Raw genomic sequence first — 16316 nt, 5'->3', positions numbered from 1 at the left:
TTTCTTCCTTTACTTTGATTTTTTAGACAATTCTGCAAAAATGGCATTAAGCGAACTTTTCTCTACGCGTATCTCGTTCAAACGCCAAGCATTTTTATAACTATATTCCACCATTTGTTCGATAACATCATTCACGTCCGAGGCTATCAACCGGAACTTCGTTCCCCCCAACTCTTCCACTCTTGTTACCCCGGGAACTTCAATCAACACTTCCGGGGCCGGAGCATCAAGTAAAGATACGAATACGGTGTTCGGGGTAATGTAATTGTCAAACTCATCCACACTACCCGAGAACACCATATGACCTTCTTCCACCATAAGAATATGATTACATATCGCTTGCACTTCGGTAAGCATATGGGTTGAAAGAATTACAGTTCTGTTCTCCGCAATCTTTTTTATCAGATTGCGGATTTCAAGAATTTGATTCGGATCCAAACCATTTGTAGGTTCATCAAATACAACCAACTCGGGACTATGAATAATTGCTTGAGCGATACCCACCCGTTGTTGGTAACCACCCGAAAGATTACGAATCAAGCGATTCCGGAAATGCAATATCCCACACTCAGTTAAAGCATTTTCCACCGCTCCCGGAATCTCGCTATCAGGCATAAGTCGAATTCCCGCGCAATGATAAAGGAACTCCTCTATCGTCAAGTCCATATGCAAAGGAGGTTTCTGGGGTAAAAAACCCATCAAACGCTTCGCCGCAACGGAATTTTCTTTTGTATTTATTCCCTTTATAAAAATATCTCCTTCAGTTTGTCTCAACACGCCACAAAGAATATTCATCAATGTTGACTTCCCCGCACCGTTTGAACCCAGCAATCCATAAATTCCCCGGGTAGGTATTTCAAAATTAATATCCCGTATTGCCCATTGTACACTATACCGATGAGAAACATTTTCAATTTTTACAATTGGTTTTTCCATAAATCTTAATTCACATATTTAAATTTCACACACAATACATTTTCCAAATACTAGTAATTGTAACCGAAAGCCCAACCGACATAACTACTAGGTTTCCAAACGACATCCGTAATTTTACCCAAACCTTTTGTCACGTGATAAGTCGCTTGCTCTCCCAAACCTTCTCCTGTAAAGAAACGATCGTACGTACCCAACAAGTGGAACTCTCCATTTTCCAACGCCACACCTATCATCCAACTCGCCGGATTTTCAGTAACACTTGTAATCCTAGAACCAAAATCCTTGAACAATCTCAAACCTCGTTCCGGAATACTCATTTCATAGAAATACAACCTGCTACCTTCTGCCACAAACATATAATCACTATCGTATTTACATTTCATGTAAATTGAATTTTCATTCACTTTACCATCAGCCGGGAATTCTACGGGTGCCTGCATTTTAGAAATCTTAAAAACACCGGAATAATCATCCACGTAAGCATAGCACTGTTGTGAATAAAGCTTGTCCCCCTTTTTCAATAGCATAAATAGTGTCGATGAATTGTAATCACTGGATGATCCTATACTAGCCACATAAACCGGAGTATACTCGCCGGTATTCCCCAGTAGTACAAAGCCATCCGGTATCGTTTCTCCATAAGTTACATCCAAAAGACGAGCCGCTGCAGATTCATTAGCTTGTGCAACCGTAGTAACCGGTATAATAGCTTTATTTGTTTCATCATATACCAGCATCGCTCCCAATTTATAGATCCATGTATCAAATATTTTCGTGATTTTCCCATTATTACCGAAATAAAGCAGATTCTCCCAACGGCATTGTCTTGAATCCATTGTTGATGCATTGATTTTTCTCCAATAAATAGATCCGTCTTTCCCGACCATATAGTGAGAAGTCAGCGCATCGATAAACTGAACCGGTTCAAAGGCTCTGGCAACCCCGGAACCGAAATCTTCATTAAAAGCATAATATTTAGAAAAATCATTTGCATTCAACACCCAATTATCACCATTCTCTTGGATTACCACGATCTCAGCGTAATTATTACTGTAACCGACCCAACCCATATCCACGGAAACCGGTTTACTACCCAACGGACTATCCGGGTGCAATTCTTGATAAAGATCGATACCATCTTCCCAAGAACACAAATACCCTCCGCCATACACCTCTCCACTTTCCGTGATATCACCATCCTCGTAATCCACGTACCCCTCATCTCCTTCATCCAGATTATAATAATTCCGGGTTTGAATAAGCATTGACAAAGCCGTCCTTCCCTCCTTTTCAGACAAGATCAACCAACCGGTCTTGAAACGTGAATTCACGGTATAACTCACGCTCACCATTGTCATCAGTTTCGTGGCACGTTCTTGCGCTATCAAGTAACCGGTGAAAGAACCAACTTCATCGGGAACAATTATCAGATTCCGTTCTCTACAAATTGTATCTCCACTAAAAACATAAAAATAATCATAAGCTAATGTATCAACTTCCGGATTCACCCATGTAATCGTGGGGAAAATTTTTACCGTATCTCCCAACGTCACCGTAGACACATTCTGTTTCGAATAATAATTAAGTTTTTCAATGTTCGAATAAATATGATCATAATGACCCTTATCTTCATAACATGCCCCGAACGCGAAGACGATCAGACATAATAGCATATACTTCGTTATCTTTTTCATATCTTCCTATTTAAAATTAACCTCCGATATAAGCGACCTTCATCTCGGTACCATCCTTCTCGTACACGGTCTGATCATTCTCCGCCATCTGCTTCAAGTAGTTTTTCAGTTTCAGTGTACAGGTTCGAATCTCGTTGGCATCATTAACATTCACGTTTACTTTTCCGTCATTTATCTTGATAAATAACTCGTACTTCATATCAGAATACTCACCCAACCAAGTTTTTACCACGGTAGAGTTCCACCAATCCGGTTTAAATATAATATTCGACACGTTGATAATTGCCACTAAACGATCTGCTTGCCCTAAAGCAAAATCTTCAGTTTCTTCCAGACACAACGTCAAACGACGGGCTACGCTAGAGAGTTCCGGTGTCTTTTTAAAAACAATCACACAAGTATCCACCACTTGACCGGCTTCCATCACAAACTTTTCCGGTAATATATAAGTACCATCCGGAGTATCAGTATAATCCTTCATCACGGAAATCTTGTATTCCCGATCCTTGTCTGAGGGAAGTCCTATCAACTTCACTTCCAACTTATACTCTGCTTGTTCCACGTTAGGATAAGCAAGAAAAGAGAAACTGGTGGAATCTTGAATATATTTCGTGAACAGGATATAATCCTTGTCGCTATATAACTTAATATCATCTTCGGAACACCCGCTCACGCTCCACGAAAACGATAAAAATAAAATATAAATCAAATACTTTCTCATAACACTTTTATTTTATTATAAATATGAAGTTTCGCCATCAGGAAGCGGTGCATACCAATTTTCAGATTTCATCTCTATATTAGTAGCTCCGTTATAAATATCCCGATTCAATCGTTTGAACATAAAAAAGGTTTGCCCTTCTGTCAAGGTTTCTCGAATAATATCGTTATACAAGATTTCAAGCAATACCTCTTTTGTCGTCTCTTGTTCAATATTCAACTTACACCCTCGCTTTGCACGCATGGTATTCAGCAATTCAATGGCTTCACGTCGTTCATTACGGTGCAGCAACATACATTCCAATTGAATGTGATACAATTCAGAAAAACGCAATAACGGCAATAGCGGACCTTGATCACTCACAGAGGCAGACACCGAAGATGAAGTGGATTGCGGGCGTTCCCATACCAACCAACGCTTATTATTGTTGTACCGACCGGTCACACCGTTTGTTCCATACATACCGCGCAAACGATAATCATCCTCATCTCCCTTAAACAGAGATGCCAAGTAATTAGCATTCATCACAAAACAGTTGGCATAAGAACCCGTCGTATAAGCTTCCCAGTTATCATAGCTATTGTTATTGGAAAAACAAAGTAATAACTCGTCAAAACGTTTAGGATATTGGCTAGCTGCATTAGATGAATATTGATAGCTACTGCTTGTCCAACGATACCACCCGGCATTAACAAATTCCAATGCTTCCAGCGCACGTTCATAAGCCTTGTCATAATCCCCTTTATAAAGATACATACGTGCCAACAATCCCGTAGCCGCCATATAATTCATCCGCATTCCCCGATAACTTACAAAATCATTAGGCGGAGCGGATGAATACGTGCTCGACTGGTAGATCCGTCCGGAAGTACTTTGGTTCCAACTCAAACAAAAAATAGTATCCACCGGGGCCAAAATCCCTTTTGCTTTCTCCATATCGGCAATAATACTTGCAAGTACATCATTCACACTCTTGTGTTCAGGCTGATGATCCGGATAAGTGGTCACGTAAGGCATTGCTAACCCTGTCGGGTTCGTCACTGGAGCAGGAGCAAACAAACGTAACAAATCAAAATGCATCATGGCACGAATGCCATACATCTCACCTAAAATCATATTCTTCTCCATACTTCCAAATTCGAAAAAGGAAGTGTCTTTCTTGGAAATCTCTTGAATAATATTGTTACAATTAGCAATCACATTGTATCCTTTAGCCCAAATATTAGTCATAATTGTTTGTACCCCCGAATACTCCCACGTGTATTTAGAAACATTATAATAGTTCGTACCCAAATTACTTGAAGAGGTAGAATTGTAATTATTTCCCAACACACTCGCTACCCCCCATGTTAATTCCCGTCCATATAATGAAGTTTCAGACAACAAACGATAAACCCCGTTCACGTACATATGAACACCATTTTGCGATTCAAAAGTTTCATCTTGCAGCATCTCCTGCTTGGAAGATACATCCAGGAACTCATCACACGAATTGAAGAAACCTAGAGGCAATAATAATAACAGATATATTAACTTTTTCATTTCTCTCTTTGTTTTAGTTAGAAACTAGCATTCAACGTAAATGTAAACGTCCGGGCAAACGGATAAGACAACCCCATCTCTTGCTTGATGGTCGACCACGTGTCGATATCCTTCATGTTAAATTGCAATTTCAATGTACTCAGTCCCACACGACGGATTAACTCGCGATTAAAGTCATAACTCAAAGACAAGGAATTGAAGTTCACGAAATTATTTTTCTGCACGAAACGAGATGTCGGACGAGTCACATTATACCGATCCTTCAACGCCTTTAACGGACTCACATCACCCGGCTCCTGCCATCTATCCAACACCACCCGGTAATCAGCGTTATAAGCGTTCAAATCCACATTCTCCACGTTACTGATCAAAGTACTATTATAAGCATCTCCACCCCATTCATACAGGAACGTCGTGTACATAGTGAAATTTCGCCAACGCAAATTAACACCGAAAGCACCTTGAGCCCAAGGCTCCGAATCCCCCACTTTCTGCTGTTCGGCAGAAGACCAATCATAAGTCAAAGTTCCATCACGTTTCACGTAGATTTCCTGTCCGTCCGCCGGGTTTATACCGATAGATTTCATTCCATAGATTGCCGTCAGCGAATTTCCCTCCTCATACTTCATATAAGGCTTCATATACGGTTCGTTTTTCTTTATGGTACTCATGATCGTTTGCATTTTCGAACCTTCCGCGATCTCTTTGTACCCGGCATAAAATTCATCAATCCGCTCATTATATCGTTTCAATGTTTCGGAAATAGATTTCAATCTATTCTTGTTATGCGCCAAGTTTCCGAAAAGAGAAACATCCCAATCCTTCGTAGAATACACGCGCCAATTCACATCTACCTCGAATCCCTTGTTCTCGACTTCCCCAATGTTATCCGTGTAGACCGAGAACCCGGAAGAAAGCGGCAAAGAAACTTCTGTCACCAAATCTTTCGTATTCTTGATATAATAATCAAACTTTATCATCACCCGATTGAACAACCCGATATCCGCACGGAAATTCCACGTCAACAATTTTTCCCACGTCAGGTTTTCATTTCCCATCGCCACCAAAGAAGCTCCGATTCCGGTTGGATACCAGTCATCCAACATCGCGTTCAACGTATTACGAGCTACATAAGGCTGGAAATTTGATTTACCGGTTTCTCCTACGCTGGCAGAAACTTTCAGATTATTCAACCAGCCGTACTTTTGCATATACTGATAATTGTGAATGTTCAATCCCGCTCCCAACGACCAGAAAGGAGCATATTTACGATCTGTACCGAACTCGGAAGAACCGTCAAAACGATAAGAAGCATCAAACAAATAGATATCATTCAAACTATAGTTCAAAATCGCAAATCCTCCTAACAAACGCGTTTCATTATCCGACATCGTGGGCTTCTTCACGATCTCGTAAGCGTATGCCTCGGAATGATGGTCCGCATCCGGAAAACCACGATAATGAGAATAAATATACTTCGTACTCGTTGATTTAATATTTGTACCGGCAGAGAAGTTTATATTATGTATTCCTATCGAACGATTGTAAGAAAGAAATGCATTCCCGTCCCAACTATTAGTTTTCGTTTCGGTTTTTATCAATTCACCCTTACTGAATAACTGCCCCCGTTCAGTATAAGTACCCGAAGTTGGAGATGTAAAATTTTCCGTCCAAGCGTCATTTAAAGTAACCGCCACTTGGGCTTTAACCATCCAATGATCATTAAAGAACCAATTGACAGACAAATTATTCGTCCACTCCTTATATCCGTTCTTGCTGAAATTTCCCTGCTTGGCTTCATATAACGGATTCTTAACAGAAGTTGCCCCGTTAGAAATCAATTCCACCCATGAACCATCGTCATTCAACCAATAAGCATAAGGTTGTTTACGGGAATAATCGGAAAAAGAACCATAAGGAGAATTCTCGTTCTTCATCACGTTGTAATTCACTTGATTTTTCACTTGCAAACCCTTCCAACGATAATCCAATGTCAATCCGGCACCAATACGATCGCGATAAGATTCCTTCATAACACCGTTTTGATTATCGTAACGCAACTCCACTCCAAAACGAATATTCTCAGCCCCTCCCTCCACGTACACACTGTGTTTATGATTAAACTGCGTCTGCAATGGTTGTGACAACCAATAGGTATCCTTTCCTTGTAACACGTAATTCAACTTTTTGATATAAGCACTGTAAGCACTTCTCCACCAACTATCCCAGCTACTTTCATAAGAAATTGCATTTTCCGGTTCAAATAAACCGGCAGCAACTTCTGCCGCTAATTTATCTTTAGCATTCATCAAGTTATAACTGCTCAAATCAGGAGCCGTAATCTCTAAATTACCATTGTAATTCACTGTCAATTCGCCCGGTTTTGGAGCCACCGTTTCGATCACAATCACTCCGTTAGAAGCGCGGGAACCGTACATAGCCGTGGCAGCAGCATCTTTTAGAATTGTGATATCCTTAATACGGTTAAGATCCATGTCATAAATCTTCTGCACGGAAACCTCGAAACCATCCAATATAAAAATCGGTGTATTCGGATTATTGGTTAAAGCATACTTTGACACATCTTCCGCTTCCAACGCATCCAACTCTCTTACATTAGAAATTCCTGAACGACCTCGTACATAAAATTCCGGCAACGTATTGGGGTCCGACCCCATATCGTTATTCCTCATCACACGCAAAGAAGGATCGAACACCTGCAAAATATCAATCACGTTTGAAGCCCCCACTTTCATGATATCCTCTTTTTTCACGTGAGTAGCGCTCCCCGTGAAACTGGACTTCTTGATATTCATGTATCCGGTAACCACCACCTCATCGATCTTCTGCTCATCATCCTTCATCACGATATTCAAATCTTTGCGCTCTTCGCCGGCTTTCAGCTTCACACTTTGGGTTTTCATTCCCACGAAAGTAAAAACGAGGGTTACAGTATCTTGAGGCAATGCTATTTTAAATGCCCCCTTGACATCAGTAACAACACCTAGCGAGGTTCCTTTAATCATCACCGTTACTCCCGGCAAAGGAATCCCTTTCGTATCCTTCACTATTCCCTGAGCTACAATTGTTTTCTCTTTCTTCTCGTCATCTTTTTCCCCCTTCCTCGTGATTATTATAAGCTCATCACGAAACTTGAAAGTTAAATCCGTATCTTTCAAAACACGTCTTAAAACTTCCTCTACCGTTTCATTCTTTACTTGTAACGATAATTTCCCCAATTGATCCGTCTGTAGCGGATTAAAGATAAAACATAGTTTGGTTTGTCTCTGAATTTCATCCAGCAATACTTTTACCGTAACATTCTTCAGATTTAACGTTACTCTTTCCTGTTGTGCCAAGGAATTAGCGGAAAGAGAAAAGGTAAAACCGCAAATTAACAAGAAACACAATCTCATAATCATCCATTTTTTTTTCACATGCTCTCGACTCAATCGATAGCATAATCGATTTTTTTTCATACATTTGTAAATTAAACAGTTCAACATTCCCAAAGCCCAACTCCAACAAGGGCCTATGGGGTAGAATCAACGGGAGGCCTTCAACACCTTCCGTTTTTATTTCGATACAACAATCGTTCGGTCATTTATAGAAAATTGCACTCCCACGACATCCGTGATTGCTCTCAAAATCTCGTCTATCTCGCTATATCGTTTCATATAGCCGGTAAAAATCATTTTTTTTACAGATTCGGCTTGGAAAAAAACATCCACGTTATACCATAAAGACAGCGTACTCATAATTTGCTCCAATGTTTCGTTCTCGAAAGCAAAATACCCGTCTTTCCAAGCCACATATTGACGTACATCAACTTTCCTCAATGTAATCTCCCCGTCCTTTCTGTTTCCGCAAGCTAACTCTCCCGGTTTCATGATTATTTCATCTCCATGCCGTTTATCGCAGATTCCCACCTTTCCGCTCAACAACACGGCTTGTACTCCCCGTTCCAAATGCGTATTCACGTTAAACTCTGTCCCGTACACCCGAATCACCACGTCATCCGCCACGACATAAAAAGGTCTGCTCTCGTCCTTGCTTACTTCAAAATAAGCCTCTCCTGAAAGATAAACTTTTCGTTCTTTTTGATCGAACACCATCGGATACCTCAAATCGGTCGCGGAATTCAAGTACACTCTTGTCCCGTCAGAAAGAGTAATTTTAAATTCTCCTCCCCGGGGAATTTTTAAGGTGTTTATCATTGTCCTCTCTTCCACTATCATCGTTGAATCATAAATCAAATTCCCTTCTTCACGTTTCACTACAAGCCCGTCTCCCATTTTTATCTCTTCCTGCTCCACCTCCTTTCTCAACTCGTACACCTCTCCATTAGCCACGATCAAAGTTGCCTTAGAAACACCCGGCTGAATCACGCTCTCCATGCCAGAAGCCGATTCTCTCTCTTCGTGAAAATTTACATCCCAAAACCATAAAACACCCAAAGTCAAAGGCATTATTACGGCAGCATACCACAACATCCGCCTTATTGTCCGTAGCTTACTCTTACGTTTTCTCAATTCTTTGAACTGCAACCATGCTTCTTCGTCATTCAACTTATTAAACACAGCCATTTCCGACCCCAAACTCAATTCCTTCTTGATTTTCTCAAAAAGTAGCTGATTTTCCCGCTCCTCCTCCAACCATACATCCAACTTATGTCGGTCTTCCGAAGAAAGCACACCCAATAAACAATTCCGAATTAATTGAATAATATTTCCTTCACTCGTGTACATGACGTCTATTAATTTACCCCATATACAACAAGAGGTATAAAAAGTAGCAAAAGAAATTCAAAAATTTTTAGGAATAAATCAAATCTCTCGCATAAACATATAAAAAAGGAATAAATTCCCCATGTACTCTTTCAAGCAACGAAGGGCATTTTGCTTATGGGACTTGACTGTTAGAACAGATATACCCAAGACTTCGGCAATCTCCTCGTTCTTTTTCCCTTCCAGATGTAACTCAAAAACCGCACGACACTTCTCGGGTAACGCACGAATGGCAATGTACAATTCACGATACACTTCCTCTTGAAGCAAATTATAACTCTCTTCTGCCTCTTCCCCTACCTGTTTAGCGTAAGACAAGTATCTATCCTCCACCTGCTTGTGTTTCAAATAATTGAAACATCTGTTTTGCACCAGATCATAAAGATAAGCCTTGAAACCATGATAAGAATTATACGTTTTCTTACCCTCCCACACCGAAATAAAAACTTCCTGCACAATATCCTCTGCCACCTCCTGCTGTCCCACCCGACGCATGGCAAACATGACAAGATAAGACCGGAATTTCATGAACATCTCATGAAACGCCCGTTCCTCCTTTTCGTTAATCCGACGAACAAAATCATATTCGACACCATTCATTTCCACACCAGCAGAATTTTCAACAAAGATATGACTGCCGGAGGAGAAATAAAAATTTATTTCGGATAAACGGATTAAAAAAATCGAAAATACCTACTCTAACCTTATAAATTTCACGGCGTATACTGTAAAATAATTTATGATGAAGTGTTTCAATTACAAAACACCTCATCATAAATCAAAAAACAACACACAACAACTACTATCTGCCTCTTCTCCTCAACCAAATAAACAATGCAAGACAAAGCAACAACCCGGGGAACCCGCCAAGCAACGCGTAATTAAGTACCTCGGCTCCCGTATCACTCACTAATAATCTCCTATCGATTGCCCCCGGACGTCTCACGTCAATAGGCACCTCGCCATCCGACAACCAAAAGAAACCACCTTGAATAATCACGTAATTAGCAGCCCACAATGGATTTCTGTTGCTCGTAAGCTCCCCATCACTCAAGCAATCTGCGTCACCCAATATGATGACTTTTTGTTCTCGAGCACCCATTTTACGAGTTAATGCCAAAGCTAACGGGTAAGACTTCTGCACCTCACCCACCTTCGGGTTACACACCACCTCTTGATCTACTATATCCGTGTTTTCCAACTCATTCCAGCAAGTCGAATCAGACATAAACAACGGTATCACGTCAAATCCTTTATCCGTCGTGTATTCCAACCCGGCGGCAGTAGGCATAACCACCACGTAATTAGGTCTCAAATAACGAAAAGCAAATGACAACTCCTCTGCCTCCGGTGTTGGTTGCGAAACAATCAAATCAATCGGCTGTTTCGGGGCAATAAAACCGGCAAAGGGACCAAGATTTGCGTTATCCAATTTCTCCTGCTCGGGATCCTTCGGTTTCTCCGGCTGAATCAGAAATCCATCTACCAGTTTCACCCCGAAAGGCTCCAACACTGGAGTCATCACCTCCTGTCGTCCGGGTTCCCCGATAATCACCAGATTACCACCTCGGGCAACATACTTGTCGAAATTCACCTTTTCCGCTTCCGTCATCGCCTCCCTCATCTCTGCAATCACCAAAATATTGATCTCCGCGGGAATCTCCTCCTCCAACGTGACATCCTTATAATCAAACCCCTGATTCACCAACGCTTGCCGCATCATCGGCAAGTGAGTAAACATACAATAATTGCGATCTCCCGGACGATCCGTTTCACGCTCCCCGTGCCCGGATAAGAACCCGATTGTGGGCAACGTCATCACCATACGCTTCAAAGCTGCCGTAATCTCCGATTCCGAGGGATATATCATGTGATCATCATACAACCTCAAGAAAGTCCTCTCCCCGGATTCCCGCTCCAACAGACGTACGGTACGATTTCCCTCCGTACTTCTCAAATCAATTTGCGCACGAATCTGTTCCGGGTTCAAAATCTTCCTCGGGTTCAACTCCTCCCTCTCGATCACCTTCTTCGCCTTCTCCTCGTAACTCATTCCCGGGTATGCCCGTTCCAAAAAATCATTCTTAACTGTATCATAATAAAGCACGTACTTCATTTTAATCTCCGGCTTAAAACGAGTATACTGTTCAAAACGACGTACATCATCATTATAATTCTTCGGAAAGCCTACCCAATTATTTTTATCCAAAATATTCACGTAAGTCGTGATCGTCAACCCGCCCTCCAATTCATTGATAATTGCCTGACTGTTGGGCGTCAACGTATTCATTTTCGTGTGAGTCGCATCATAATAGTACTTGAAAACAGGACGAGAAGAAACATACGCCAACACCACAGCCAAGCCCCACACCCCGACATATTTGCCCAAAGATCTCACGAAACCCACTTTCTGCCGCCTTCCCTGCAATCGAATGATTGTCATTAACAGGAACAACATCACCACCACGACAAAATAAAGCACATCCTCGCTACAAATCATCCCGATCATAAAATTATCGGAACGCCCCGTCATACCGAACCAGTAAGTAATCTCCCGAACAAACGGGACAGCCTGCCACATCCCCTTCACGTACGTCAACACGGCAAGAATAGCCAACGTCCCTACCGCCGCCACGATCTGGTAAGAAGTCAAACTCGACATAAACAACCCGACCGCCACGTAAGCACACAACAAAAGGTAACATCCCAAAAGCCCCGCCAAAATAACAGGAATATCCACGTTCTCGATCGTGCGAATCCCGTAAATAGCGTAAACCAACAACACCCCGGTCAACACCAACCCGTATGCCAACATAGCGCAATATTTACCCAAAATAATCTGGGCATTCGTGATCGGGGAAGAATAAAGCAACTTAATCGAACCGCTTCCCAACTCCCGGCTCATCAACCCCATCGTCAACAACGGAATATACAAATACAAGTAAGACTGCACCGCCACGAACAAACCTCGCTCTCCGCCAAAAATCCCCAACGTTCGGTTGGCACCCACGCTACCCATGCTCTGGTATCCCACGATCTCCGAGATCGTCCCGGCAAACAACATGCCGGTCTGGAACGTGAATATAATCAAAATCAACCAAGCTATTGGGGAATAAAACAAATCCCGTAACTCCGTCTTTGCTATCTTAAATATCGTCTTCATCTCTACTGCGAATAAAATTTAATACTACTTTCTAGACAACTCGGCAAAAATGGTATCCAGTGAACTCTTCTCCTGTTGCAACTCTGTCAACTGCCACCCCCGGGTATAACTGGCTTCCACGATGCGATCCATCGCCTCCCGAGCATCCGAAAACTGGATGCGGAACCTGGGACCTCCCAATTCTTCCACCCGCACGATTCCCGAAAGAGCCTGTATATCCGCTACCAACGGAACAGCCGCTAAAGAAACCACCAGCGTGTTAGGCTGCAAATAGTTATCAAATTCATTCACCGTTCCGGAAAAAACTAAGGACCCCTGCTCAATCATCCGGATATAATCACAAGTCGCCTGCACCTCCGTCAAGATATGTGTCGACAGAATCACCGTACGCTCCTGCGCAATCTCCTTTATCAAATGACGCACCTCCACGATTTGATTCGGGTCCAAACCGTTCGTCGGTTCATCGAATATCACCAGTTCCGGTTTATGGATAATTGCCTGAGCAATCCCCACCCGTTGTTGATAACCTCCCGATAAATTATGAATCACCCGTTTCGCGAAATGCGAAATACCGCAACGTTCCATCACCTCCTTGATCGCTTTCTTCACCTCCCGATCCGGAATATGACGCAACTCTGCACAATACTCAAGATATTCCTCGACTGTCAAATCCGGGTGCAACGGCGGCACCTGCGGTAAGAATCCGATATGCCGCTTCGCCTCAACCGGATTCTTGCTCACGCTGACCCCCTTTATAAACACATCCCCTTCCGTCTGCTTCAACACCCCGCACATGATATTCATGGTTGTGGATTTCCCGGCTCCATTGGAGCCGAGTAATCCGTAAATACCATTTTTAGTTATCTCGAAATCAATATCCCGAATCGCCCACTGCACACTATAACGATGAGACAAATGCTCGACTTTTACAATTGCTTCTTCCATACAATAATTTACTTTTCAATTTTATCTATACAACCTACAAATCCCGGCTCATCTTGACACTATTAATACCAATCTTCATTACTAGTATGCCATCCAATCTGCTTCATGGAAACCACCTTACCTCCAAGATTTTTCTCGAACACTAACTTCGGCGAATTAATATTCCTTATATCATAAGCAAACATACTTCCGTCTTCACATCCTACCCATATTTGATCCAATGAAGCAAAAGCGTAAGCTAACGCCGTAACCTTAGAAGGGAACGAGGCATTAAATTCAAGGAATCTCACCGTCTTATCGCTCCAGTCTGTTCCTCGCTGCACGTAATACAATTTATCCCCTACCGTGTAAAAATCCCGATATTTAGCAGCATTTGCCGTTTCACTATTACTACGCAATGTTCCACTGGTAAGAATAATCGAAGAAGCATCCAATTTCACTGGCAAATAAAACCAACGCTCAAATGATGTATACGTAATCGAACCAGTTCTATTTTCAAAAGAAAAATCCCCCACTAAAGTTTGATCTTTATCCATTGTCGGGTCATTATAATACACAGAAAAAAGTGCTTTTGTTCCGCCATATCCCCAACTAATATGATTCTTAGTTGAAAGATGCAACATTTCAGTACCTTCAGGAAAGCCATCAACGGGCACCGAGTAACTATTGTCTAAAGGCAAAACTCTTGTCTTATAAACTGACGTTCCTTCTCCCATAGTTTCTCCTGGAATATCTTCCCTCCACGTCGTTGCCATCACCACTCTCCGGTTCTTTTCATCATAACAAGGTATGATTCCACCATACAGAGTATGACCAATTTTCGAAATCTTATACCCTTTGGCGTCAATATAATAAGGCTCCGTCAAATACTTACCTGTCAAATAATTTGCAGACCTCATTCTGGTAAACAAACGCCCGTCTTTCGTGGCAACAAAAGAAGCCGAACCTTCCCCGAAACTAGGACTCTGCGGAGCCTTTTCCTTCATGGCTATAATGTTAAAATCCGCAGGTGTCCCGTCCAAAAATTGATCCTTCACCTCACTCACCTTCTCGAGATTCTGCATATTCACCTCGTAGGCAACCTGATCGGTCAGTATCACGCACGCACCACTGGCACTCACATCCCGGGAAGTCTCCATCACCAGATCAAGCGGGCTACCCGGAATCTCGTGTCCATTAATATCCTTATAGGCATCATCCCTAAACTCGTACTTGATAACCTTTTGCCCCTTCTCCTCTACAACACGCAAACGAACAACTGAAAGTTTAGCGTTTTTACCATTTTCCGACAGAAGAAACCAGTCATCCGGAGCAAACGTCGAATAAATCCACACGTAAAGCCGAGCTGGAAAAACAATTCCCGTCTTTTTCTCAATAATATTAAACGTCCCCCACTCCCCTTGACTATTACTATAACGTTTCAAATCTATTTTTTCAACCAACTCATCCGTCGGTATCTCAAAATCCAACTCTTCACTAATAACCACATCTCCAATCTTCCACTCGTAACGCACCTCCTCGGCACGAGCCACGGAATCCCCTTCCCATCTAAACATACTACTTCCCGTGAACTTCATCACCTCGCCCTTTCCGGCATACCCGTATATATTTTTAGGCGTACGATCATTGAACTCCTGTTCCCATGTCGGAGGATTGATTTCCACGTAATCATAATTTCCCTCGTCTTCAAAACATCCGGCTAATAAACCGAACATCAATAATACAAAATACAACCTTATATATTTCATAATACATCTTCATTTATTGATTAAACTTCCACTGCCATCCACTCGTAATTCTCCTCGTCATATATCGGATTTTCAGCCAAATATTGTTTAAACGCTTTCGTCAACTTGATTGCCTCGTCCGGATAATTCTTTATCATGTCACCATCCATATCATACGCCCCCGGTACATTTTCCAAAAACGTCTTATACTTCAACGAGGAATAGGGACCCAACAATCCGGCTTCTACCTCCCGCGTCCACCACACGGGACGCACGGCATCCTTTGTTAAGTGAATCACCGCCCGAGACCGCTCGAATTGCCCGACCTGCACCTCGTCCGTCGGCACAATTTGTACCGTCAACCGAATCCCTTCCTCCAACTCATCCAATCGGGAACTCTTGTTCATTCGAATCTGTATCGTGTCCAAAATCAATTCCGCATCCTCCGAAATAGGACGAGCCCGAAACGTGTACACATCTTCCAAGACGTATTCATTCGGGGTTGCAGTTGTCATCTCGTCCACCACCTTCAACCCGAAATGTAGATCCTCCGTTATAGGTCTTCCAGCCAACGCCACAACCACATCTGCCATCACGTACTCATCCGTTGGCTTGGCAAAAAAGAAAGTTACATCCGTCGAATCCGCTTTAGCTGTACCGGGAGCCTTCTCGTCCATAAAAAACTTATAAAAATAAACTTCATGACGTCCCCCGAACGGCTTAATATCCTGCTCGGAACAAGCCCAAAATGTGACTACACAAATAGCAAACAATAATATCTTTTTCATACTCATTCAATTT

The 16316-nt window shown here is 42.2% G+C and carries 11 protein-coding genes; all 11 read right to left on the bottom strand.

Going from position 1 to position 16316, the window contains the following annotated elements:
- Window positions 1–9: 9 nt before the first annotated feature.
- A complete protein-coding gene (locus tag L0M98_RS09590; protein WP_099291022.1) occupies window positions 10–936 on the bottom strand; it encodes an ABC transporter ATP-binding protein in 927 nt (308 codons plus the stop codon).
- 50 nt (window positions 937–986) lie between these two features.
- Complete coding sequence (locus tag L0M98_RS09585; protein ID WP_186974628.1) at window positions 987–2630, bottom strand: PKD-like family lipoprotein; 1644 nt, start codon at window positions 2628–2630, stop codon at window positions 987–989.
- Window positions 2631–2646: 16 nt separating this feature from the next.
- Window positions 2647–3351, bottom strand: coding sequence for a DUF4843 domain-containing protein (locus L0M98_RS09580; protein ID WP_099291024.1), 705 nt, complete (start codon window positions 3349–3351; stop codon window positions 2647–2649).
- A 15-nt stretch (window positions 3352–3366) separates the two neighbouring features.
- Window positions 3367–4893, bottom strand: a complete 1527-nt coding sequence (locus tag L0M98_RS09575) for a RagB/SusD family nutrient uptake outer membrane protein (RefSeq protein ID WP_227215788.1) — start codon at window positions 4891–4893, stop codon at window positions 3367–3369.
- A gap of 17 nt (window positions 4894–4910) precedes the next feature.
- Window positions 4911–8309, bottom strand: a complete 3399-nt coding sequence (locus L0M98_RS09570; RefSeq protein ID WP_099291824.1) for a SusC/RagA family TonB-linked outer membrane protein — start codon at window positions 8307–8309, stop codon at window positions 4911–4913.
- 159 nt (window positions 8310–8468) lie between these two features.
- The gene (locus L0M98_RS09565; protein ID WP_227215789.1) at window positions 8469–9641 is read right to left on the bottom strand and encodes a FecR family protein; all 1173 of its coding nucleotides are present in this window, start codon (window positions 9639–9641) and stop codon (window positions 8469–8471) included.
- Window positions 9642–9719: 78 nt separating this feature from the next.
- Entirely contained in the window at window positions 9720–10280 is a 561-nt protein-coding gene (locus L0M98_RS09560) for an RNA polymerase sigma-70 factor (protein ID WP_227215822.1), read from the bottom strand.
- Between the two features lie 202 nt (window positions 10281–10482).
- Window positions 10483–12843 (bottom strand): Gldg family protein, encoded by a 2361-nt coding sequence (locus tag L0M98_RS09555; RefSeq protein ID WP_227215790.1) that lies wholly within the window; start codon window positions 12841–12843, stop codon window positions 10483–10485.
- Window positions 12844–12867: 24 nt separating this feature from the next.
- Window positions 12868–13788, bottom strand: coding sequence for an ABC transporter ATP-binding protein (locus tag L0M98_RS09550; RefSeq protein ID WP_186974633.1), 921 nt, complete (start codon window positions 13786–13788; stop codon window positions 12868–12870).
- A gap of 62 nt (window positions 13789–13850) precedes the next feature.
- Window positions 13851–15536, bottom strand: coding sequence for a PKD-like family lipoprotein (locus L0M98_RS09545; protein WP_227215791.1), 1686 nt, complete (start codon window positions 15534–15536; stop codon window positions 13851–13853).
- 20 nt (window positions 15537–15556) lie between these two features.
- The gene (locus L0M98_RS09540; protein WP_227215792.1) at window positions 15557–16303 is read right to left on the bottom strand and encodes a DUF4843 domain-containing protein; all 747 of its coding nucleotides are present in this window, start codon (window positions 16301–16303) and stop codon (window positions 15557–15559) included.
- Between the last annotated feature and the right edge of the window lie 13 nt (window positions 16304–16316).

Origin of the sequence: Butyricimonas sp. DFI.6.44 (genome assembly GCF_022132345.1) — a bacterium.
GTDB classification, from domain to species: domain Bacteria; phylum Bacteroidota; class Bacteroidia; order Bacteroidales; family Marinifilaceae; genus Butyricimonas; species Butyricimonas muris.
The sequence above is the reverse complement of the archived record's forward strand: the minus strand, read 5'-3'. Positions and strand labels throughout refer to the sequence as shown.

Bases quoted from the DNA above. Each gene is read 5' to 3' on its own strand.
- L0M98_RS09590 (WP_099291022.1), bottom strand. From the start codon at position 936: ATGGAAAAACCAATTGTAAAAATTGAAAATGTTTCTCATCGGTATAGT.
- L0M98_RS09585 (WP_186974628.1), bottom strand. From the start codon at position 2,630: ATGAAAAAGATAACGAAGTATATGCTATTATGTCTGATCGTCTTCGCG.
- L0M98_RS09580 (WP_099291024.1), bottom strand. From the start codon at position 3,351: ATGAGAAAGTATTTGATTTATATTTTATTTTTATCGTTTTCGTGGAGC.
- L0M98_RS09575 (WP_227215788.1), bottom strand. From the start codon at position 4,893: ATGAAAAAGTTAATATATCTGTTATTATTATTGCCTCTAGGTTTCTTC.
- L0M98_RS09570 (WP_099291824.1), bottom strand. From the start codon at position 8,309: ATGAGATTGTGTTTCTTGTTAATTTGCGGTTTTACCTTTTCTCTTTCC.
- L0M98_RS09565 (WP_227215789.1), bottom strand. From the start codon at position 9,641: ATGTACACGAGTGAAGGAAATATTATTCAATTAATTCGGAATTGTTTA.
- L0M98_RS09560 (WP_227215822.1), bottom strand. From the start codon at position 10,280: ATGAATGGTGTCGAATATGATTTTGTTCGTCGGATTAACGAAAAGGAG.
- L0M98_RS09555 (WP_227215790.1), bottom strand. From the start codon at position 12,843: ATGAAGACGATATTTAAGATAGCAAAGACGGAGTTACGGGATTTGTTT.
- L0M98_RS09550 (WP_186974633.1), bottom strand. From the start codon at position 13,788: ATGGAAGAAGCAATTGTAAAAGTCGAGCATTTGTCTCATCGTTATAGT.
- L0M98_RS09545 (WP_227215791.1), bottom strand. From the start codon at position 15,536: ATGAAATATATAAGGTTGTATTTTGTATTATTGATGTTCGGTTTATTA.
- L0M98_RS09540 (WP_227215792.1), bottom strand. From the start codon at position 16,303: ATGAAAAAGATATTATTGTTTGCTATTTGTGTAGTCACATTTTGGGCT.